General features: G+C 74.3%; 14 protein-coding genes and 1 rRNA gene. 11 read left to right on the forward strand and 4 right to left on the reverse strand.

Annotated elements, in window-relative coordinates:
• Nucleotides 1-4: 4 nt before the first annotated feature.
• Together rrf and DKT69_RS27450 are read left to right on the forward strand one after the other, a co-directional pair.
• Nucleotides 5-121 (forward strand): 5S ribosomal RNA (gene rrf, locus DKT69_RS27445).
• Nucleotides 122-405: 284 nt separating this feature from the next.
• Complete coding sequence (locus DKT69_RS27450; RefSeq protein WP_109804383.1) at nt 406-1,032, forward strand: NADPH-dependent F420 reductase; 627 nt, start codon at nt 406-408, stop codon at nt 1,030-1,032.
• A gap of 72 nt (nt 1,033-1,104) precedes the next feature.
• On the opposite strand, the gene DKT69_RS27455 is transcribed toward DKT69_RS27450, so the two are convergent.
• Nucleotides 1,105-2,907, reverse strand: a complete 1,803-nt coding sequence (locus DKT69_RS27455; protein WP_109804384.1) for a VanW family protein — start codon at nt 2,905-2,907, stop codon at nt 1,105-1,107.
• Nucleotides 2,908-3,107: 200 nt separating this feature from the next.
• Here DKT69_RS27455 and nudC point away from each other — a divergent pair, with 200 nt between their 5' ends.
• Nucleotides 3,108-4,031, forward strand: a complete 924-nt coding sequence (gene nudC / locus DKT69_RS27460; protein ID WP_236648389.1) for an NAD(+) diphosphatase — start codon at nt 3,108-3,110, stop codon at nt 4,029-4,031.
• 18 nt (nt 4,032-4,049) lie between these two features.
• Here nudC and DKT69_RS27465 read toward each other — a convergent pair whose 3' ends face one another.
• The gene (locus DKT69_RS27465; RefSeq protein WP_201749890.1) at nt 4,050-5,375 is read right to left on the reverse strand and encodes a polysaccharide biosynthesis protein; all 1,326 of its coding nucleotides are present in this window, start codon (nt 5,373-5,375) and stop codon (nt 4,050-4,052) included.
• Complete coding sequence (locus DKT69_RS27470) at nt 5,372-7,549, reverse strand: hypothetical protein (RefSeq protein WP_146231227.1); 2,178 nt, start codon at nt 7,547-7,549, stop codon at nt 5,372-5,374. Before DKT69_RS27470 ends, DKT69_RS27465 begins: the two co-directional genes overlap by 4 nt.
• Before the next feature lie 148 nt (nt 7,550-7,697).
• On the opposite strand from DKT69_RS27470, the gene DKT69_RS27475 reads away from it, so the two are divergent.
• Entirely contained in the window at nt 7,698-9,416 is a 1,719-nt protein-coding gene (locus DKT69_RS27475) for an MmpA family trehalose lipid delivery protein (protein WP_109804386.1), read from the forward strand.
• Nucleotides 9,413-9,580 (forward strand): hypothetical protein, encoded by a 168-nt coding sequence (locus tag DKT69_RS38555; RefSeq protein WP_161557964.1) that lies wholly within the window; start codon nt 9,413-9,415, stop codon nt 9,578-9,580. Before DKT69_RS27475 ends, DKT69_RS38555 begins: the two co-directional genes overlap by 4 nt.
• Before the next feature lie 52 nt (nt 9,581-9,632).
• On the opposite strand, the gene DKT69_RS27480 is transcribed toward DKT69_RS38555, so the two are convergent.
• Nucleotides 9,633-10,793 carry a glycosyltransferase family 4 protein gene (locus DKT69_RS27480; RefSeq protein ID WP_109804387.1) on the reverse strand — a complete coding sequence of 387 codons (1,161 nt, stop codon included), beginning with the start codon at nt 10,791-10,793 and terminating at the stop codon, nt 9,633-9,635.
• A gap of 261 nt (nt 10,794-11,054) precedes the next feature.
• Between DKT69_RS27480 and DKT69_RS27485 the strand changes: the two genes are divergently transcribed.
• The 6 genes from DKT69_RS27485 to DKT69_RS27510 all read left to right on the forward strand — a co-directional run.
• On the forward strand, nt 11,055-12,716 hold the full coding sequence (locus DKT69_RS27485) for a substrate-binding and VWA domain-containing protein (RefSeq protein WP_161557965.1): 1,662 nt from the start codon (nt 11,055-11,057) through the stop codon (nt 12,714-12,716).
• Nucleotides 12,713-17,050: an alpha-(1->3)-arabinofuranosyltransferase gene (locus DKT69_RS27490; protein ID WP_236648390.1), complete on the forward strand. Its 4,338-nt coding sequence runs from the start codon at nt 12,713-12,715 to the stop codon at nt 17,048-17,050. Before DKT69_RS27485 ends, DKT69_RS27490 begins: the two co-directional genes overlap by 4 nt.
• A complete protein-coding gene (locus tag DKT69_RS27495) occupies nt 17,047-17,895 on the forward strand; it encodes a class I SAM-dependent methyltransferase (protein ID WP_109804390.1) in 849 nt (282 codons plus the stop codon). Before DKT69_RS27490 ends, DKT69_RS27495 begins: the two co-directional genes overlap by 4 nt.
• A gap of 69 nt (nt 17,896-17,964) precedes the next feature.
• Nucleotides 17,965-19,140 carry a cell envelope lipid trafficking protein PgfA gene (gene pgfA, locus DKT69_RS27500; protein ID WP_109804391.1) on the forward strand — a complete coding sequence of 392 codons (1,176 nt, stop codon included), beginning with the start codon at nt 17,965-17,967 and terminating at the stop codon, nt 19,138-19,140.
• A gap of 387 nt (nt 19,141-19,527) precedes the next feature.
• Nucleotides 19,528-20,136 carry a DUF6230 family protein gene (locus DKT69_RS27505; protein WP_109804392.1) on the forward strand — a complete coding sequence of 203 codons (609 nt, stop codon included), beginning with the start codon at nt 19,528-19,530 and terminating at the stop codon, nt 20,134-20,136.
• A 77-nt stretch (nt 20,137-20,213) separates the two neighbouring features.
• Nucleotides 20,214-20,791: DUF6114 domain-containing protein (locus DKT69_RS27510; protein ID WP_236648391.1), on the forward strand; the 578-nt coding region annotated here is incomplete at its 3' end.

The raw sequence follows: 20,791 nt of genomic DNA on the forward strand, positions 1-20,791 counted from the left end.
GAGTTACGGCGGTCATGGCGGAGGGGAAACGCCCGGTAACATTCCGAACCCGGAAGCTAAGCCCTCCAGCGCCGATGGTACTGCACTCGGGAGGGTGTGGGAGAGTAGGACACCGCCGGACAATCTTTCCAGATGAGGTCACCCTTCGGGGTGACCTCATCTGCGTTTCCGGCCCTTTTCCTGAGTCCGCGCGACCGCGGCCGGCGGCCTTTCCGGGAATCCGCCCGAAGGGCCGGGCCCGTCTCGTACCGTCGGTGCGGGACCGCCCGCGACGGCTCCCCCGCCCCCGTGGTGGAAACGGGACGTGGCGTACGCCTCGTCCGCGATCGGCGTGGACCGGTCGGGGTACCTGCTGTTGGTTCGGCCGGAACTGACCGCCAGGCGTTGGCGGAGGCAGGAGTGGTCATGAAGATCGGAATTGTCGGTTCGGGTCACATCGGTGGCACCCTCACCCGTCGGCTCACCGCGCTGGGGCACGAGGTGACCGTGACCAACTCGCGGGGTCCGCAGAGCCTCACCGGACTCGCCGCGGAGACCGGCGCGGCGGCCGGCACCCTCGACGAGACGGTGCAGGGGGCGGAGCTGGTCGTCGTCGCCGTTCCGGTGAAGGCCGTGCCCGACCTGCCGGCGGCGCTGTTCGACGGGAAGGTGGTCGTCGACGCCGACAACTACTACCCCGAACGGGACGGGGACATCGCCGAACTGCTCGACCGGAGTCTCAGCTCCAGCCGCTGGACGGCGGAGCACCTGAAGGGCGCCCGGGTGGTGAAGGCGTTCAACACCATCCAGGCGCCGCACCTGATGGACAACGGCCGGCCGGCGGGCTCGCCCGACCGGATCGCCCTGCCGGTGGCCGGCGACGACGCCCAGGCCAAGCAGGTGGTGATGGAGCTGGTGGAGGAGTTGGGCTTCGACCCGGTGGACGGCGGCACGCTGGACGAGAGCTGGCGGCAGCAGCCCGACACCCCGGTCTACGGCGCCGACCGCGACGCGGACGGCGTACGCCAGGGGCTCGCCGAGGCGCGTCCCTGAGGTCGTACCACGAAGAAAGCCCCGCCGGCGATCGAGCCGGCGGGGTTTCGTCGTGCCTGACCTCGACGGGCGTCAGGCGGGGGGCTTCGGGCCGCAGATGAAGCGGGGCTCAGCCTGGTACGTCCAGCTGAACTTCTCCCGCTTGATCACCTTGCCGTCCTTCGTGATGACCCGGTAGGCGTCCTGGGCGAACCCCACACTGCCCGCGGCTTCGATGCAGTCGGGGCCGGCCTCCAGGTGGACCGTCTTCGGCTGGGTGATGTTCCGGCGAGGGCCGTACTCCGTCTTGACGCTGTCGTAGATCTTCGTGCTCCAGATCGACACGGTGATCGTGCTGGAGGTGTACGAGGTGTCGATCAGGACCCCGTGCGGGCTGTTGTTGCGGAACTTGAAGTCCAGAGCGGGGTAGTAGATCGTCGACTCGATCACCGCGGGGTACCGGCTGAAGTAGAACGAGTGTGGCTTGTGCTCGACGTCCTCGAGCCCGGCGTAGTACGTCGCGTTGAACAGGGTCGTGGTGAACTGCGAGACACCGCCGCCGACCCCGGGAACGAGCTTGCCGTCGACGATCGTCGGCGCGTCCTGGTAGCCCTGGTCGTAGCCGCGCTCGCCGGTGTGCCCGTTGAGCGAGAACGTCTCGCCCGGCTTCACGATCGTGCCGTCGACGTCATTGGCGGCCTGCACGATGTTCTGGCTGCGCGGCGAGGAGAGGCCGCCCGGGAACCGGGTGGTGAAGGTGGAGACCCGCTCCTTGATGCGCAGCTCGGCCAGCTTCGCCTCGGTCAGCTCCGGCTCGGCCGGCTTCAGCTGCGCGGTGACCGTCCGCCCGTCCGCCTTCGGCAGGACGGCGAGCAGGTCCCGGCTGAGCGCCTCGGTGTCCAGCTGCTGGCCGGCCCGACCGGGCACCACCTTGGGCTTGCCGCCGGAGATGGTCAGCCCGGCGTCCTTCGGCGCCACCTCGACCTTCGCGAGCCGCTCCCCGACTGCGGTACGCAGCCGCTTCACGTCCACCCGCGGGGCCAGCTTCCCCGCCTCATCGGCGGAGAAGCGCAGGCTACGGGCGATCGCGCTCGGCGGGATGCTGAGGGAGCCCTTCGCGGTGGTCAGGGTGACCGGGGCGGCGACGGCCGGCTTCGCCAGCTCGTCGACCAGCCGGTCCACCTCCTCGCGGGTGGTCTCCGGGTGCTTCTCCACCAACGGGACGGTGGCCGGGCGGTCGCCGAGCCAGGCCGCCTTGACCGCCTCCGCGGAGCGTGGCGGGTCGAGGGCCAGGCTCGGCTTCGGGTAGACCGGCTTCGGCGTTGTACCGGTGAAGATGATCGCCGGCATGGTCATCTCCCGGCCCTGGCTCCCCACCACCCCCCGGAGCGCGGCGTCGAGCCGGTCGACGTCGACGGTCACCACCGGGTCGATCGAGCGGGACCCGACGAGGCGGCTGACCGGGTGCGCGTCGGCTTCGGCCGCCGCCGCCACGGTGGCCTCCACGTCCACCGCCAGGCCGACGTCGGCCGGTTTGATCTCGGTGGTCTTCTCCCCCACCGTGACCCGGACCGGGGCGCTCAGCTCCGCCGAGCGGCGCTCCAACGCAGCCCGCAGCTCGCGGGCCGCGTCCGTCCGGCTGCGGCCGCCGAGTTCGGCGCCCAGCACGGTGGTGCCGCGGGGGACGTCCCCGGCGTACGCGTAGGCGCCGGCGCCCGCCACGGCGGCCAGCACGGCCGCGGTCACCCCGCCGGCGAGCAGGAGTCGCCCGCGCCGCGGGCGGGAGCCGGCGGACGGAGTCGCCGGTCCCGGCTCGTCGCCCGGCCAGCTCACCGCGGTGACCTGCACCGTCGGCCGGTCGTCGGCGGGTGGGGGTTTTTCGCCGTACAGCGTCACAGCTACCTCGATCGGAAGTACCACGTGGGGAGCGCTTCCCCCACCCGGAAGACAACTACGGTAACCAACGTTCGACCCGGCCGGCAGTGTCCCACCCGGGCATCTCCCATGGCCGTGTGTCGGCCGGCCGGCGCAGGGTGTCGCGATGGTCACCCACCACCGGTCCCCACCCGCCCGGCGGGCCGTGGGACGGTGTCCGGGTGCGGACCGACGATCGGATCATGGAGTACGGCGGTGGGTGGCTGGATCGGGCGGGGGAGCTGCGGGCGGACCCGGACTGGATCGCCCGCAGGTTGGCCGACCGGGCAAGCGTGGTGCTGCCGCTCTGGCAGGACCGCTGCCTGGTGGGGCCGGGTCGGACACCGGTCCGGCGCGGCGTCGGGGAGGCCGCCGAGCTGCTCGCCGCCGCCGACGAGACGGTCTTCCTCGGCCTGGACGCCGGCGCGGCGGTCTTCGCCGTGGACCTGTCCGCCCGCGCCGAACGGGAGGCGCGGGAGCTGGCCGGGGCGACCGAGGCGGTGGACGTCCGGGCCCTCGTGGGCGGGCTGGGACCGGCCGAGGCGGCGATCCAGGCGTACGCCCGGGGACTGCTGCACTGGCACCGGGGGCAGCGGTACTGCGGCGCCTGCGGGGCGCACACGGTCGCCGGGAACGGCGGCCACACCCGCTCCTGCTCCGGATCCGGCTGCGGCAAACTCCTGTTTCCCCGGATCGAGCCGGCGATCATCGTGCTGGTCGAAGCGCCCGGTGAGCCGGACCGTTGCCTGCTGGCCCGGCACCGGGGCGCGGCGGAGGACTCGTGGTCGACGCTGGCCGGCTTCGTCGAGGTGGGCGAGAGCCTCGAGGACGCGGTCCGCCGGGAGATGGCCGAGGAGGCCGGGGTGACCGTGGTCGACCTGGCGTACCAGGGCTCGCAGGCGTGGCCCTTCCCGGCCGGGCTGATGGTGGGCTTCCGGGCCACCGCCGCCTCGACCGAGGTGCGGGTGGACGGCGAGGAGCTGCTGGAGGCGCGCTGGTTCACCCGGGACGAGCTGCGGGACCGGGTGGCGCGGGGGCGGCGGCTGGGCCGGGTGGACTCGATCGACCGCCACCTGCTCGGCGGCTGGCTGGCCGCCGGCGACTGAGCACCGGGACCCGCGCGGTCAGCGCCGGGGTCGGAGGGCCAGCCAGGTCATCACGGCGGCGGTCAGCGCGGCGGTGGTCAGCGCACAGCCGAGGACCCCCTCGACCGTACGCGGGGCCACCAGCAGGGCCGCCCCGGCCAGCCCCACGGTGGCCGCCCAGAGCGGTGCCGCGGGGAACCGGGCGCCGCTGGCCACCCGGTCGTTGACCAGCATGAAGACGACCGCGTACAGCGCCCCGGTGGCGGCGAAGAGCGGGGCCTCGCCGGCCAGGTGCAGGTAGTCGACGCCGCCGGCCAGCCGGAACGCCAGCTCCCCGCCGAACGCCGCGGCGGCCACCAGCACCGACCCGCAGGCGAGGATGACCGCCAGGCCCAGCGCCCGGGCTCGCCGGTCGCCCCGGGCCAGCCGGGGCAGCACCAGCAGCGTCACCACCTGCGGCGCCCAGAGCGCGCCCTTGGTCAGCACCGCACCGACCGCGTACGCCCCGGAGCCGGCCGCCGGCAGCAGTTGGCGGGCCAGGATCAGGTCGGCGTACGAGATGGTGAGCATCGCCAGCGTGGCCGCGCACGCGGTCATCACGTCCCCGGGTCGCAGCTCGCGCTGCCCGGGCGTGGCGACGGGCGCCGGCCGGCCGCCGGCGGCCAGGCGGGCCAGCAGCGGCAGCGCGAGGAGACCGGTGACCGCGGTGAGCGCCAGCGCGGTGACCGCGTCCCCGCCCAGCGCCAGCCCGACGACCAGGCCGCCGTACCGGCCGGCGGCGAGCACCGTCATCGCTGCGGAGAGCCGGAGGAACCGCTGGTCACCCTGGAGTTCGCCGAGCCACCGGCCGGCCAGCACGGTGGCGAAGGTGGTCGCCGCGAGCAGCAGGGTCAGCGCCAGCGGCAGCCGCAGCAGCACGGTCAGCAGCGGCGCCGCCGCGACCGTGACTGCCGCGGCGACGGCGGCGGTGAGCAGCGCCAACCGGCCGGTGGCGGTGGGACCGCGCCGGGCCCGGTGGACCGCCACGGCGATCTGCAACCCGAAGCCCGGCACGGCCGCGATGGCGCCGAGGGCGAGCACCGTGGCCAGCGCGCCGAGGTCGGCCGGGACCAGCTGCCGGGCGCCGAGCACCGGCACCAGGTAGGCCAGTGCGTTGGTCAGAGTGGTGGCCACGGTGACCGCCGCGCCGGCCGCACCCAACCGGGTGGTGCCCGCCTTGCCGCCGCCGGCCCGCGCGGTCCCGGGCCGCCCGGCCGCCCCGTCGTGGACCGTCCGGCCGTCGTTCAGGGCCGGCCTGTCGCCCAGCGCCGGCCTGTCGTGCGCCGCCGTTGCGTCGTCGACGGTGGTGCGGTCGTCCGCCGTCACTGGCGGGCGGTGAGAGTGCCGACGGTGACCTCGTTCGTGCAGAGCGTCACGCCGGGCCCGTGCAGGACGAGGTCTACTGCGTCCCCGCCGCCGGTGATCTCGAAGAAGACCTGGTGCAGGCCGCGCTGGACGCGGAACTCCCGAACGCCGTCGCCGAGGCGCAGGGTGGCAGTCGCGTCGGCCGAGGCGAGGTAGCCGACCCGGACCACCCAGGCCCAGTCGATCCGGCTCCCGTTGAGCGGCATCCGTACGATCTGCCGGTCGGTCAGCTTGTAGCCGCAGCCCTCCTCCGGCCCGGGCCGGACCGATGGCCCGTCCACACCGAGGGCCGCGATCCGGCCGGAGTCGTCGAAGACCGACGGGTTCTCCGCCTCGGTGACGAAGACCGGCGGGTCGGGGAGGGCCCGGAAGAACCGGGACTGCTGGTTGTACGGCGCGGACAGGTTGAGCACCACGTCGTCCGGGACCTTCCGGTCGAAGAAGACGGTGCCGGGCGGGGCGCCGGCGAGCTCGGCGCGGGCCGTCTCCAGATAGGTGCGACTGGTGCTGGTCGCCCACTCGTCGCTGTACCGGGCGGTGGTCCAGGCGGTGCCGAGCCCGGCCGCGACCAGCACGGCGGCGAGCGCCGCCGCCACCGGCTCACGGTTGCGGGCCAGCACGTCCGGCATCCGGTCCAGGTCCGACGCGTCGGCCCGGGGACCGACGTTCGCGACGGCCCGCTGGGTGTCTCCGGGCCGGACCGCCGGGGTGGACGGCGGCGGACCGGCGGCGGCCGGGATCGCGGTGGCGATGGGACCGGGGGGCGCCTCGTCATGATCCATATCGGCGTGGATGACGCCCCGGCGCGGTGCGGCCGGCACCGCCGCCCGGGGCACCTCGACCACGGCCTCCTCGGGCGTGACCTTCTGCCGGGCCCCGGCGACCGGCTCCCGTGCCGGGTCGTCCGGCGTGGCCGGCTCGTCGTCCGCCTTCCGCCGTGGGGTCGGCGGTACCGCCCCGGTCGCCGGGGCCGCGGCCGGCGCGGCCAGCCCGAGCAGGGCGACGCCGACGCAGAGCGCGGCCACCACGGCCACGTCGCTGACGTAGCGGGGCACCGCGCCGGCCACGTCGCTGAAGACCGAGCCGAGCCGGGTCGCGGCCAGCAGCGCCGACACCACCAGCAGGTACGTCCCCAGCAGCACCCAGGCCCGCGCGGCGATCCGGCGCAGCCGCAGGGTGACCACGATCAGGGCGACCAGGGCCGTCCACGCCAGCCAGCGCCCCAGCTCCGGCGGCGCGGCCACCGGCGCGCCGTCGCCCGCGCCGAGCCAGCGCCACGGCCCGCCGAAGAGCCCGGGCACCAGGGTCGACCCGAGCAGCTGTTCGAGGAACGAGAGCACCTCGAAGATGGAGTTCGGCTGGCGCAGCGAGGACACGGACCGGGACAGGTAGGCGGCGAGGAAGCCGAGCGAGATGGCGGCGAGCACGGCCCACGATGCCCACCAGCGGCGCAGCGTGGTCACCGCCGCGCGTATCGGGCCGCCGCCGGCGAACAGGCACGCGGTGAAGAGGAAGACCAGCGGTACGACCAGCAGCGTCTTCTCGAAGAAGAGCAGGCCGAGCAGGACGGACAGCGCCAGGGAGACCAGGTGCCGCAGGCGCCCGGTGCGGACGTACTTCAACTGGGCGCCCAGGGCGAGCACCATGGCCAACTGCATCGCCAGCATGTTGGCCCCGACCGCCCACCAGGAGGTCGCCTCCATGGTCAGCGGGCTGAACAGGAACATGCCGAGCGGGACCAGCAGCAGCCAGCCCGGCCGCAGCAGCGCCCGCAGCAGCCGGTGGAAGGTCACCGCGATCAGGGCCTGCCCGACGATCATCAGCAGCAGGTAGGGCCAGTACGCGTACCCGAGCGCGTGGGTGACCAACCAGGTGAGCAGCCGCGCCGCGGGCATGAAGTGGTTGTTGTAGAGGGTGAACAGGAAGCCCGGCGTGAGGTCCGACCCGGCGGACTGGGCGACGAGCACCCAGTCGTCGGCGGCGAGGAAGCCGCGGGAGGCGAGCTGCGCCCGCCAGGCGAGGCTGAACAGGATCATCGCGACGCCGACCGCGCGGACCGGGTCGGCGCGGACCCAGCTGCCGATCCATCCGCCCTCGTCGCGTGGCGTCGTCGCCTCGGGTCCGGTCAATGCCATGGCGGGAAGACTGCCACACCGGTCACCGGGCGTCCCATCAGGTCAACGGGTGGTTCAGGGGACACCTGGGCCCGGCCGGCGCCGCGTACAGTGGCCGCCGGACCAGGGTGGCGCGGGTCGCGCCCGGCGGGCGGGGTGAGGTCGACGGATGCGCGAACGGCTGGTGCCGCACGGCGTGGCCGCCGCCGTGACGGCGGTGGTGCTCGCGCCGCTGGCGCTACCCGGGTACGTGCTCCGCTACGACATGGTCTTCGTGCCTCGTCAGGCGTTGAGCTGGGACGTGATCGCCCCGGCCTCGGCGCTGCCCCGGGCCGTCCCGCAGGACGCCGTGGTCGCGCTCGCCACCCAACTGGTGCCGGGCTGGCTGCTGCAACGGCTGGTGCTGGTGGCGATTCTCTGGCTGGCCGCGCTCGGCGCCGCCCGGTTGGTGCCGACCGACCGGACCGCCGTGCGGGTGGTGGCCGCGCTCGGGTACGCCTGGACGCCGTACCTCGCCGAGCGGCTGCTGATCGGGCAGTGGGGCCTGCTGTTGGCGTACGCGATGCTGCCCTGGCTGGTGGCGGCGGCGCTCGACGTGCGGGCGGGCCGGCCCGGAGCGCTGCCCCGGCTGCTGCTCGCGGCCGCCGTCGCCGCGATCACCCCGACCGGCGGGGTGCTCGCCCTGGCGGCGGTGGCGGTGCTGCTGCCCGGCCGGTACCCGGGCGCCGGTCGTCGGGCGGGCACCGCGCTCGCGGCGACGGTCCTGCTCAACGCGCCCTGGCTGGTCGCCGGGGCGGGCAGCGCCACCGGTGGCCGTTCCGATCCGGCCGGGGTGGCCGCCTTCGCCGCCCGCGCCGAGAACTGGGCCGGGCCGCTGGTCGCGCTCGCCGGCACCGGCGGGATCTGGAACGGGCTGACCGTCCCGGTGTCCCGGCAGGCCGGGGTGGTGCCGCTGGCCACCGCGCTGCTGCTGCTCCTCGCCGGGTACGGCGTGCCGCTGCTGCGCCGGCGGTGGCCGGCCCGCTCGGCCGGCCGGCTGGGCCTGCTGGCGGCCGGGTCGTGGCTGGTCGCGGCGCTCGGCGTGCTCCCCGGTGGAGCCGCCCTGCTCGGCTGGCTGGTCGACACGGTCCCCGGCGCCGGGCTGATCCGCGACGGGCAGAAGCTGCTGGTGCCGTACGCGCTGGCCCTCGCGGTGGCCGGGGCGCTCGGCGCGGAACGGCTGGCCGACCGGCTCGCCACCCGGTTCGACGCGACCACCGGGCGGGTGTTGCTGGTCGGCGCCGCGCTGCTGCCGGTGGCCGTCCTGCCCGACCTGGCCTTCGGGGCGATCGGCCGGTTGCGGCCCGTCGACTACCCCGCCGACTGGGCGGTGGTGGCGCGGCAGGTGGCCGACCGTCCGGGCGAGGTGATCTCCCTGCCGTTCCAGGAGTACCAGCGGTACGCCTGGAACCGCGGGCAGGTGGTGATCGACCCGGCGCCCCGGTACCTGTCGACGCCGGTGCTGATCGACGACACCCTGCGCGTCGGCGACCTCGCCGTCGGCGGGGAGGATCCCCGGGCCGCCCGGGTCCGGGCCTTGCTCACCGCCGGCCGGCCGCTGCCCGGGACGGGAGTGCGCTGGGTGCTGGTGCAGCGGGCGTTCGGCCCGCCGGTGCCGGCATCGTCGCTGGTCGGACTGCGTCTGGCGCACGCCGGACCGGAGTTGGCCCTCTACGAGAACCCGGACTGGACGGCTCCGGCGGCGACGAACGGTCCCGGCCGGGTCGGACTGGTCCACCTGTTGGCCGGAACGGTGGTGTTGACCATCGGTTTTTCGGCCGCTGCGCGGGGGTTGCGACGCGTGGTACCGTCCCGGCACGCGAGTCCCGCGGAAGGAGAAGGTGGATGAGGAACCTGCCCGCGTTCGTCGCCGTCGGGGTACTCGGGGTCGTGCTCGGCCTGCTCGGCAGCGTCGGCCTGGCGAATGCGCTCAGCCCGTCCGCCAACGAGGTCGCCAACACCAGCAAGGTGAGTGAGCAGAGCTCCGATACCACCCTGTACGGCACCCGCTGACCAGCGCCGACCGGGGCGTCCGCCGATGCGGGCGCCCCGGTCGCGTGTCCGCCTACCGAGCGGCGGTGAGCCCGGCGACCAGCTGCGCGAAGCGCGCACCGGTCGTCGCCCAGGTGAACCGGCCCGCGTGCGCCAGCGCCGCCTCGCCCATCGCCTTGCGCCGCACGTCGTCGGCGAGCAGTTCCCGGACCCGCTCGGTGAACTCCCGCTCGTCGTCCACCAGCAGCCCGGTCTGGGTGTCGACCATCGCCTCGGCGACGCCGCCCGCGTAGCGGAACGCGATCGTCGGGGTGCTCCGGGCGGCGGCCTCGACGATGGTCAGCCCCCAGCCCTCCTTGAGCGACGGGGTGAGGGCCAGCCAGCAGGAGGAGAGCAGTTCGTGCTTCTCCTCCTCGCTGATGAAGCCGGTGAACCGTACCCGGTCGGCGATGCCGAGCGAGTCGCTGAGCTCCCGCAGCGGCTGCTCCCACCAGCCCTGCCCGGCCACCACCAGCTCCAGGTCCGGCAGCTCCCCGCTCAGCTCGGCCACCGTACGCAGGGCGATCTCCACCCGCTTGTGCGGAACCAGCCGACCCAGCACCAGCACCGACGGGTGGGTCGTCCGGGGCAGTGGGGCGCCGGTCACCGGCGGGGTGCCGTTGGGCACCACGTCGATCCGCTCGCGGTCCACGCCCAGCTCGGCCAGCTCGGCCCGGCTCGCCTCGGAGACCGTGACGTAGCGGCAGCGTCGGTAGAGCCGGACCGCCAGCCGGGACTCGATCCACCAGCCGAGCCGGCACATGACCGGGCCGAAGACCACCGGCCACTGCTCCCGGTGCACGTGGTGCACCAGGGCGAGCACCGGCCGGCGGGCGTAGAGCGGCGCGAAGAAGGGCACCCCGTTGCACACGTCGACGACCAGGTCGGGCCGGCCGAGGCGACGCCGGGCCAGCGGGCCCAGGCCGAACCGGCCGGCGAGGTAGGTGAGCGCGGCGCGGGCGTAGACGGTGTGCCGGGAGCCGCGGCGCAGCACCCGCGTGCCGTCGGCGTTGGTCTCCTCCGCCGCGCCCCGCCCGTGGGCGGCGCAGAGCAGGGTCACCCGGTGACCGGCGGCGACCAGTTCGGCGGCGATCCGCTCGATGTAGACCTCGGAGCCACCGCCCTCGGGGTTGCTCGTGTCGCGCCAGTTGAGGAACAGCACGTGGCGAGCGGTGGTGCTGCCGGACCTGTCCACGCTGCTCCTACCGATCAGTAAGCGGCACGATCGCGCCACCCTAGGGCGGCGGGGCCCGCGTACGCAATGGGTCTTGTCGGCAGCGACGATCGGATAACAGCTCGTCGACCGGGGGTTTGCCGGGGACCCAAAAGCTTGGCAGGGTGTGTCAGCGCGGAACCGTGCGCCGCCGGTGGCGAAACCGGTCAGGCCGTTCCGCGATACCCGTGACCTGCGGCCGGCGCCTGCCGGCTCGGCGAGATGGCGAGGAGGTGGCCGGTCGTGGTGCCCGACGTCCCGGCGCGGATCCTCGCCCGTCGTTCCCCGGTGGTGCTGCTCAGCGCGGCCCTCGCGCTGCTGCTGATCGGCTGGGGCGGATTCGTCTGGCTGCGCGACGAGCGCAGCACGCCGGAGTGCCTCCAGCGGGTACGCCTGCGGGTGGCCGCCGCCCCGGTGGTCGCCCCGGCGGTGGACCGGATCGCCCGCGCCACCGTCGGCCGGCAGCCGTGCGTGGCGCTGGTGGTGCAGGCGCGGGAGTCCGACGAGGTCGCCGCCGAGCTGGCCAACGGCGCCGACGTGGCGGACGCCTGGCTGCCGGAGTCCACGTTCTGGCTGCGCCGGGCCCGCTCCACCGGGGCGTTCGAGGTGCCCGGGCAGGGCACCTCGGTGGCGAGGACTCCGGTCGTGCTGGCGGTGACCGAGCCGGTGGCCCGCCGGTCGGGCTGGCCGGCCCGGCCGCTGGCCTGGCGGCCGCTCGTCGGCCCGAAGGCGGACGCGGCGAAGGTGGGGCTGCCCGATCCGGCCGTCGATCCGGCCGGGGTCGGGGCGCTGCTCGGCGTCCGGGCGCTGGCCGCCGGGGAGCGCGACCCGGGCGGCGTGGTGGCGGCGACGCTGCGCAAGCTGGCCGGTCGGACCTTCAGCCCCGCCGACAGCACGACCACGCTGCCCCCGGACGCCGGGCTGCCCGGCCGCTCGGACGCGGTCGCCACCACCGAGCAGGCGGTGCTCGAACACAACGCGCTGACCGGCGCGGACAAGCTGGTCGCCGCGTACCCGGAGGTCGCCGTCCCCGATCTCGACCTGCCGTACGTGGTGCTGCCCGGCACTCCCGACGCGGTCCGCGACGCGGCGGCCGGCTTCCTCACCGACCTGCTCACCACCGGCTCCCGGGACGTGCTGACCGGGTACGGCTTCCGCACCGCCGCCGGTTACCCGCCGGCGATGCCGCGCGACCGTCGGCTCAGCCCGGACCACCGCAACCCGGTGCCGCTGCCCGCCGAGGAGACCGTCACCGAGATGCTGACCGGGTGGAGCGGCGTGCAGCGCAGCGCCCGGATCCTCACCGTGCTGGACATCTCCGGTTCGATGGCCGTCCGGGTGCCCGGCGGTGGCACCCGGCTCGACGCCACCCTCGCCGCCGCCCGCGAGGGGGCCGGGCTGCTGCTGGACAACAGCGAGCTGGGCGTCTGGGTCTTCGCCACCAAGGTCGACGGGGATCGGGACTACCGGGAGATCCTGCCGGTCCGGCCGCTGCGTGCCCAGCGGGCCGCGCTGGACCGGCGGCTGGGCGAGGTGAAGGTAAAGCCGAACGGCGGCACCGGCCTGTACGACACCACGCTGGCCGCGTACCGGGACGCCCGGCGGCACTGGACCCCGGGCCGGATCAACCTGGTGCTGGTGATGACCGACGGCCGGAACGAGGACGCCGAGAGCATCGGACGGACGAAGTTCCTCGCCGAGCTCAAGGCCCTCCAGGACCCGCGCCGGCCGCTGCCGATCCTCTTCGTCGGCCTCGGTCCGGACGTCGACCCCGAGGAGCTGAACGCGATCGCGAAGGTGACCGGCGGTCAGGTGTTCCGCACCGACCAGCCGAAGGGTATGCGGCAGATCTTCTTCTCCGCGCTGGCCGCGCTGAGCTGCCTGCCGCCGGAGTGCCGGCGGTGACCACGGTGCCGTCGCGTGGCGTGGCGCGGGTGCTCCGGCCGGTCCGCGAGGCCCCGGCCACCGCGCTCTGCCTGCTGCTGCTCACCGCCGTCTCGTTCGCCCAGCGGCCCGGCCAGGTCACCTTCGACACCAAGCTCGACCTGGCGGCGAACCCGGTGCACTTCCTGGCCCGGGCGCTGCACCTGTGGAACCCGGAGGCCACCTCCGGCGAGCTGCAGAACCAGGCGTACGGCTACCTCTTCCCGATGGGGCCGTTCTTCGCGGTCGGGCAGCTGCTCGGCGTACCGCCGTGGATCACCCAGCGGCTCTGGTGCGCGCTGCTCTTCTGCGCCGCCTTCTACGGCCTGCTGCTGCTGGCCCGGACGATGCGCATCGGCACCGAACCGACCCGGTACGCGGCCGCGCTCGGCTACGCGCTCGCGCCCCGGATGCTCACCGAGATCGGCGCGCTCTCCTCGGAGGTCCTCTCCGCCGCGCTGCTGCCCTGGGTGCTGCTGCCCCTGGTCCGGGTGCACCGGATCGGCTCGCCGCGCCGGGCCGCCGCGCTCTCCGCGCTGGCCGTGCTCGGCATGGGCGGGATCAACGCGGCCGTGGTGCTGCTCGCCCTGGTGCTGCCCGGGGTGTGGCTGCTCACCCGGCGGTGGGACGCCGCCCACCTGCGGCTGGTCTGCTGGTGGTGCCTGTGCGTGGTCGGGGTCTGCCTCTGGTGGATCGTGCCGCTGCTGCTGCTCGGCGAGTACAGCCTGCCCTTCCTGGACTACATCGAGTCGTCCACCACGACCACCGCCGTCGCCTCGCTCTTCCAGGCGGTACGCGGCACCAACCAGTGGGTGGCGTACATCGTCCAGGGCGACCCGTGGTGGCCGGCGGGCTGGCTGCTGATCGACCACCCGGTGCTGATGGCGCTCACCGCGGTGGTGGCGCTGGTCGGGCTGGCCGGGCTGGCCGGCAACCTGCTGCCCGAGCGCCGCTTCCTGGTGCTCGGCTTCCTGGCCGGGCTGACCCTGCTCACGATGGGTTACGTCGGCAGCCTGGACAGCCCGCTCTCCGAGCAGGTCCGCGACCTGCTGGACGGCCCGCTGGCGCCGTTCCGCAACGTGCACAAGCTGGAGCCGGTGCTGCGGCTGCCACTGATGCTGGGCTTCGCCCACGGCGTGGACGCCTGGGCCACCCGGCTGCACACCGCCGCCCGCCGGCGCCGTCCCGGGCTGCGGCTGCGCCCGCTGGTGTTCGTACCGGTGTTCCTGCTGGTGGTCGGCGCGGCCGCGCCCGCCTGGACGGGGCTGCTGCGCCCCGGGCCCGGCTGGTCGGACCTGCCGCCGCACTGGCGGGCCGCCGCCACCTGGCTGGCCGACCGGGACGCCCTGGCCCGCACCCTGGTGGTGCCCGGCTCCGGCTTCGGCCAGTACGACTGGGGACGGACGGTCGACGAACCGTTGCAGTCGTTGGCCGGAGCGCCCTGGGCGGTGCGGCACCAGATCCCGCTCGGCTCGGCCGGCAACACCCGGATGATGGACACCGTCGAGACGGTGCTGTCCGGCGGGCGGGGCTCGGCCGGGCTGGCCGACTTCCTGGCCCGCTCGGGCTTCCGCCATCTGCTGCTCCGCAACGACATCGACCGGACCCAGGTGGACGCCCCGCCGGTGGCGGTGCTGCGCCGGGCGCTGAACGGGTCGCCCGGGATCGCGCGGGTGGCCACCTTCGGCACGACCGGCGCGGTCGGCCGGACGCCCGGCAGCCCGGTGGACGACGGCGACGGCCCGTTGCCGGCCATCGAGGTGTACGAGGTCCAGCGATCCGTGCCGGCGGCTTCCGCGGTGCTCACCGCCGACGTGCCCACGATCAGCGGCGGCCCCGAGTCGCTGCTGCCCCTGCTCGAACAGGGCATGGTCCGCCAGGACCAGCCGGTGGTGCTCGCCGGCGACCGGCCCGACACCAGGTCCGAGGCGGCCGACGGGCGGTGGATCGTCACCGACGGGCTGCGCCGGCGGGAACGGGACATCGGCCGGGTCCGGGACAACCTCAGCCAGACGCTGACCGCGACCGAGGCGGGACGGCAGGGGCGGGTCGCCCTCGACCTGCTGCCGTTCTCCGGCCAGAAACACCAGACGGTCGCGACGTATCAGGGGATCCGCGACGTGACCGCCTCCACGGCGGCCAGCTTCGTGGACAACCTGGCCGCCGCCGACCCGTCGCACCTGCCGTTCGCCGCCGTGGACGGCGACGCCGGCACCTCCTGGCACTCCGCGCCGCTCACCGGGCCGGTGGGGCAGTGGCTCCAGTTGGACCTGGACACCCCACGTCAGGTGGAGCAGGTCTCGCTGTCCTTCGTCGACGACCTCGGGGTCGGTTGGCCGGTCACCCGGTTCCGGATCAGCACCGACCGGGGTTCGGTCGACCACGACGTCGCCGCCGGGCTGGGCGCCCAGACGTACTACACCCTGCCGGGGGTCACCAGCACGATCCGGGTCACCGTGCTCGGGGTGGCCGGCGGCCGGCTCGACGGCGGGGTGGGCATCCGGGAGCTCGGGGTTCCGGGCACGACGCCCCACCGGGCCCTGCGCGTTCCCACCGACCTGCCCGCCCTCACCGGCCCGGTCTCCTGGTCGTTCAGTCGGGGTTCGGCCGGCCGGCCCGCGTGCTTCCCGGCGGCCGCCCCCGGCTCCGACGCCGTCCCGTCCGCCGACGCCGACCCGGCCACGGGCTCCGGCTCCACGACGGCCGGCCCGGGGATCCGGACGGCGGGCACCGTCATCCGGTGCGACCGCTTCCTGGCTCGGGTCGGCGAGGAGCCGCTCGGCGTGGACCGGCTGTTCCGCAGCGCGGCGCCGGGCCCGTACCGGTTGACGGTCACCGCCGTGGCCCGCCCCGGGGGTGTGCTGGCCCTCGCCGGGGCGCGGGTCACCGCGGACGCCTCGTCGTACCTGGCCGGGGACGCGTCGGTGGCGCCGTGGGCGGCCGTCGACGGCGATCCCGGCACCGCCTGGCTCGCCGACACCGGTGATCTGCGTCCGACGATCACCTTGAGCTGGCACGGGAAGCGCCGGATCGACCAGTTGCGGCTGCGCCCGGCCGACCTGCCCGTGGGCTCCCGGCCCGAGCGGGTCGAGGTGCGCGCGGGCGGCCGGGTCCAGCTGGTGCCGGTCGGCGCCGACGGTCTGGTCCGCCTGGCCGCAGTGCACACCGACCGACTCGAGATCAGCGTGCGGGAGGTCGTCGACCGGGTGGCGGACCGGCGCAGCAACGGCTGGACCGCGACCGTCGGCATCGCCGAGGTCGAGGTCCCGGGCCTGCACGGCCTGCTGCGGCCGCTGCCCGCGCACACCCGGATCGCCGCGCCGTGCGGTGCCGGCCCCGCCGTCGAACTCGACGGCTTCCGGTACGAAACGGCGGTCACCGGCACCCTGCGCGACGCCGTCGCCGGCACGCCGATGGCGGTGACCCTGTGCGGGGAGGCGGGCGCGGTGGTGGACCTGCCGGCCGGCGGGCACCGCCTGGCCACCTCCCCGTCGCGCGGCTTCCTGGCGCAGGACGTCACGCTGCGCCCGGCCGGGGCCGCGGCCGCCACACCCCGGCACCGGGACGTCTCGGTGTTGGACTGGGCACCGGCCGACCGCCGGCTGAGGGTGGGCGCCGGGGAGGGCGCGCTGCTCGTCGTACCGGAGAACGCGAACGCCGGTTGGACGGCCACGATGGACGGACGGACCCTGCCGACCACCCGGGTCGACGGGTGGCAGCAGGCGTGGGTGCTGCCGGCGGGTGCCGGCGGCGAGGTGCGCCTGAGGTTCGCCCCGGACCGCGCCTACCGTGGCGGGCTGGCCGCCGGCGCGCTGAGCGTGCTCGTCGTGCTGCTGCTGGCCGCCTGGCCGGTGCGCCGGAGGGCCGCGGACGGGAGCCAGGTACCGGCCGAGGGCGCACCCTGGCTGATCGGCACGTTGCTGGTGGTGCTGCTCGCCGCGCTGGGCGGGGTGCTGCCGGTGGCGATCGTGCTCGCCGCGATGCTGCTGCGCCAGCTTGCCCGTCGCGCGCTGCCGGTGGTGGTCTTCGGCGGCCTGACCCTGGCCACGGTCACCGCGGTGGCGGGCCGGCTGCGGGGCCAGGGCCAGGAGTGGGCGTACGGCACGTGGGTGCAGGCGGCGATGCTGGTGGCGATCGGCGCGGTGGTGGCGGCGGTGGTGCCGGTCCCCGGCGCGCCGTCGACCCAGGACGCCGGCCCGCCCCTGGATGACGCCGGCGGGCCGGTCGGAGATGCTGCGCCGGCGCGGGTGACCGCCCCGGGGATCGGCGACCCGCCGGTCGCCGGTGAGGACGAGGACGGGACGGTAGTGCGATGACGGCTGAGCAGGGACGGGCGGCCCGCCGCCGGTTCGCCACCCTGGGTCGTTCGGTGACCCTGTTCCGGGCGTTCCTGGTCGAGCAGACCGATCCCGACCGCTTCTACGGTCTGCTGGCCGACGACTCGGTACGACAGGTCTCCGGCTACACCCGGCTGACCGGGCGGACAGTGCTCGACGTGGGCGGTGGCCCGGGCTACTTCGCGCAGGCGTTCCGCGCGGGCGGCGCGCACTATGTCGGTCTCGACCCGGACGTCGGCGACTTCTCCGCGGCCGGGTCCGCCGCCGGCATGCTGCGCGGCAGCGGCACCGCGCTGCCGGTGCGCACCGGCAGCGTCGACGTCTGCTTCTCGTCCAACGTGCTGGAACACGTCTCCGAGCCGCACCGGATGCTGGACGAGATGGCGCGGGTGACCCGGCCGGGCGGCATCCTCTTCGTCTCGTTCACCCCGTGGTTGTCCCCCTGGGGCGGGCACGAGACCGCGCCCTGGCACTACCTGGGCGGGGACCGGGCCCGGCGGCGCTACGAGCGGCGGATGGGGCGTCCGCCGAAGAACCGCTTCCGGGAGACCCTCTTCCCCGTCTCCATCTCCGACGCGCTGCGCTGGACCCGGGGCAACGCGGACGTCGAGGTCCTCGACGCCCTGCCCCGCTATCACCCCTGGTGGGGCCGCTGGATCGTGCGGGTCCCCGGAGCGCGCGAGATCGGCTCGTGGAACTTCCTGCTCGTGCTCCGGCGTACCGGCGGGGAGCCGGACGGGCTCGGGCAGGCGGCCGTCGGTACCGGCGAATCACCGGCTGCGGCGGGAAAAGTAGGGCTGACCGGGGGTCGCGTCGCGATGTGACCAGGTAGTAACCTCGCGGCCATCTCACTGATCGATATCGACGAAATTGAGCTCCTCCAGGGAGGAAAAATGAAGCACCGCGCCCTCGGTGCCGTGCTGTTCGGGGTTGGCGTACTGCTCCTGGCGCTGGCCGCCGGGTTGGTGTTCGTCGTGACCCCTGCGCTGGCCAAGCTCCCCTACGATCTGGATTCCTCGACCTCCGTGGCGGAGGCCAGCAACGCGAAGTTCCTCCAGATCAACGACGGGTCCATCAAGATCAACGACGGTGACCTCAGGTCCACCGTCCTGGTCACCCAGCTCCCCAAGGAGACGGCGAACCTGACCGGAGACCTCGACGGCAAGGCCGTGGTGTGGCGGGTCGGCCAGACCGTGGAACGGGTCGACAACAAGCAGCTGGTCAGCGCGTACGGCGCCCAGCTGGCCCTGGACCGGGTCTCCGGCGCGGCGCTGGAGTGGAACGGCCAGTGGCTCGACGACACCGGCCAGCAGGACAAGGGGATCAAGTTCGCCGGCCAGATCTACAAGTTCCCGTTCCACACGGAGAAGAAGGACTACCGGATCTTCGACCGCGACCTGCGGCGCGTCCGGGACGCGAAGTTCGCCGGTACGGAGAACATCAAGGGCATCGAGACCTACCGGTTCGAGCAGGTGATCACGGACGAGCCGCTGAACCTCGACTCGGGCCGGCTCACCCCGCTGCTGGCCACGTTCGCGCCGGGCGCGACCGACGGCAAGGTCGTCTACAGCAACCAGCGGACGGTCTGGGTGGACCCGGTGACCGGGTCGTTCATCAAGGTGCGCGAGGTGCAGAAGAAGGTGCTGACCCCGAACGTGGGCGCGCCGACCACGCTGCTGGACGCGGACTTCGCGTACAACGAGGCGACCATCACCGCGTCGGCGGACCGGGCCAAGGACAGCCGGGACAGCCTCCGACTGCTGAGCGTCTACGTCCCGGTCGGGCTGGCCGTGCTGGGCCTGGTGCTGCTGATCGGTGGCGTGCTGGTGGGTCGTGGCGCAGCGGCCGCCGCGGTCGGCGAGGCGCGGCACCGGGCGGACGTTCCGACCCGCGTCGAGGAGCCGGTCCGGGGCGCCGACGCGGCGACCGACGAGCAGTTCGAGGTCGACCGCCAGGGCGGTCCGCTGAGCGACGAGATCCCGCCGGCGTCGACGAACTGGCGCGCGGAGGAGGAGCCGGCGGTGCCGGCACAGCGCCCGGCCACCGAGGACGGGGCCGGCAAGCGCTGAGGTGAGCAGAGCGGGCGGAGGGCGGGTCGACACGTGTCGACCCGCCCTCCGCGCCTCTGTGGTCACGCTGCGCGTTCGTTACATAATCGTAACGTGTCGATGTCTTCATTGCTCAGCGTCACGGCCGCGCGCCCGGAAAATCCACCTTTGGACGCTTGCTCCCGGGGGCCGGTCGGCGACGCCCTCTGCGGAGCGTGAAATCGTCGCTTCGGCACGTAGATCGGAAGTTACCCGACCGTAGGTAGAGGCTTGTGATCCCCGCCTCAGTGGGTGCACCATCATTCGCACGTTCGTTACCCGCCGGTAACAGGTGTGACGGCCCGGCCCGGGGCCCCACCAGTCGACCGGCCCACCCCGAAGAGCACCAGCCCCAGCGAGGAGGAATCCGTGCAGGATCGGATCGACAACCCGGGACGCACCCGGTGGCGGCGCTTCGCCGCGATGATGGTGCCCGCGACGGCCGCGGTCGGCGCCATCCTGTTCGGCATGCAGAGCGGCGCGATCGCGTCCGACATCACCGTCTCCGGCCAGACCTTCAAGATCGGTGCGGCACGGCTGGAGGGTGACGGCTTCAAGCAGTACGGCGGCATCGTCCGGGAGAAGGACGGCAGCGTGCACCCGATCGCGCTCGCCGAGATCAGCAGCGCCGACCTCTACAAGCTCTGCCAGTCGGTCCGCGCCGACCTGCCCGGGATGCCGGTGGTGCTGACCATCAACGCCGGTGACGGCAAGGACCCGGCCAAGGCCAAGGACCTGCTGATCGCGATGGACAGCCTGGACGGAAACGCGACCTTCGACAACATCAAGATCGGTCGGGACGCGAGCGACCTGAACCCGACGGCCCGGACCGGCTCGTTCGGCCAGAACTCCGACAAGGTCACCATCACCAACCTGGAACAGGTCTCCCGCTACACCACCGCCTCCACCTTCAACCTGGTGGGCCTGCGGCTGAAGGTCAACGTCGGGAAGGACGCCACGGGCAAGGAGTGCTTCTGAGCTGAACCGCGGGCCCGCGGTCGCCGCCGCGGGCCTGTCCCCGTCCCCTCGTCCCCCCGCTCCGCCAGGAGGAGTACGTGACAACCGCCGATCCGCAACACGTCCGCGCCGCTGGTGCCGGCCGGGCCTGGCGGAGCTTCCGCAGCTGGCGACGGACCCGGCCGTTCTGGGGCGGCCTGTTCACCGCGTTGGCCGGAGTGGAGATGTTCGCCTCCACCCGGATGACGCTCAACGGCCTGAGCTTCCACAGCGGATCCACCGGGCTGTACTCGCTGCTGATCCCGGCCATCCTGCTGACCTGCGGACTGCTGCTCTGGTTCAGCCCGGCTCAGCGGCTGTTCTACTCGATCGTCGCGGCGGTCACCACGATCTACTCGCTGATGGGGCTCAACCTCGGCGGCTTCTTCCTCGGCCTGCTGCTCGGCCTGGTCGGCAGCGCCCTCGGTTTCGCCTGGGCACCCACCGCCCGGCCCGCCCCCGGGGAGAGCGACGGCTCCGCCGGGCCGGTCGCCGGGACCCCGCCGGACGCGCCGGCCACCACCGGATCCGACGATCCGGGCGTGGTCGACGAGTTGATGCCGGCCGACGGCCGGGGCGTACCGCGGCAACGCGACGAGGCGCCGCCGGCGTACTCCCCGGGGGAGCACGCAGGCGG

Source organism: Micromonospora sicca (assembly GCF_003172935.1).
Taxonomy (GTDB): domain Bacteria; phylum Actinomycetota; class Actinomycetes; order Mycobacteriales; family Micromonosporaceae; genus Micromonospora; species Micromonospora sicca.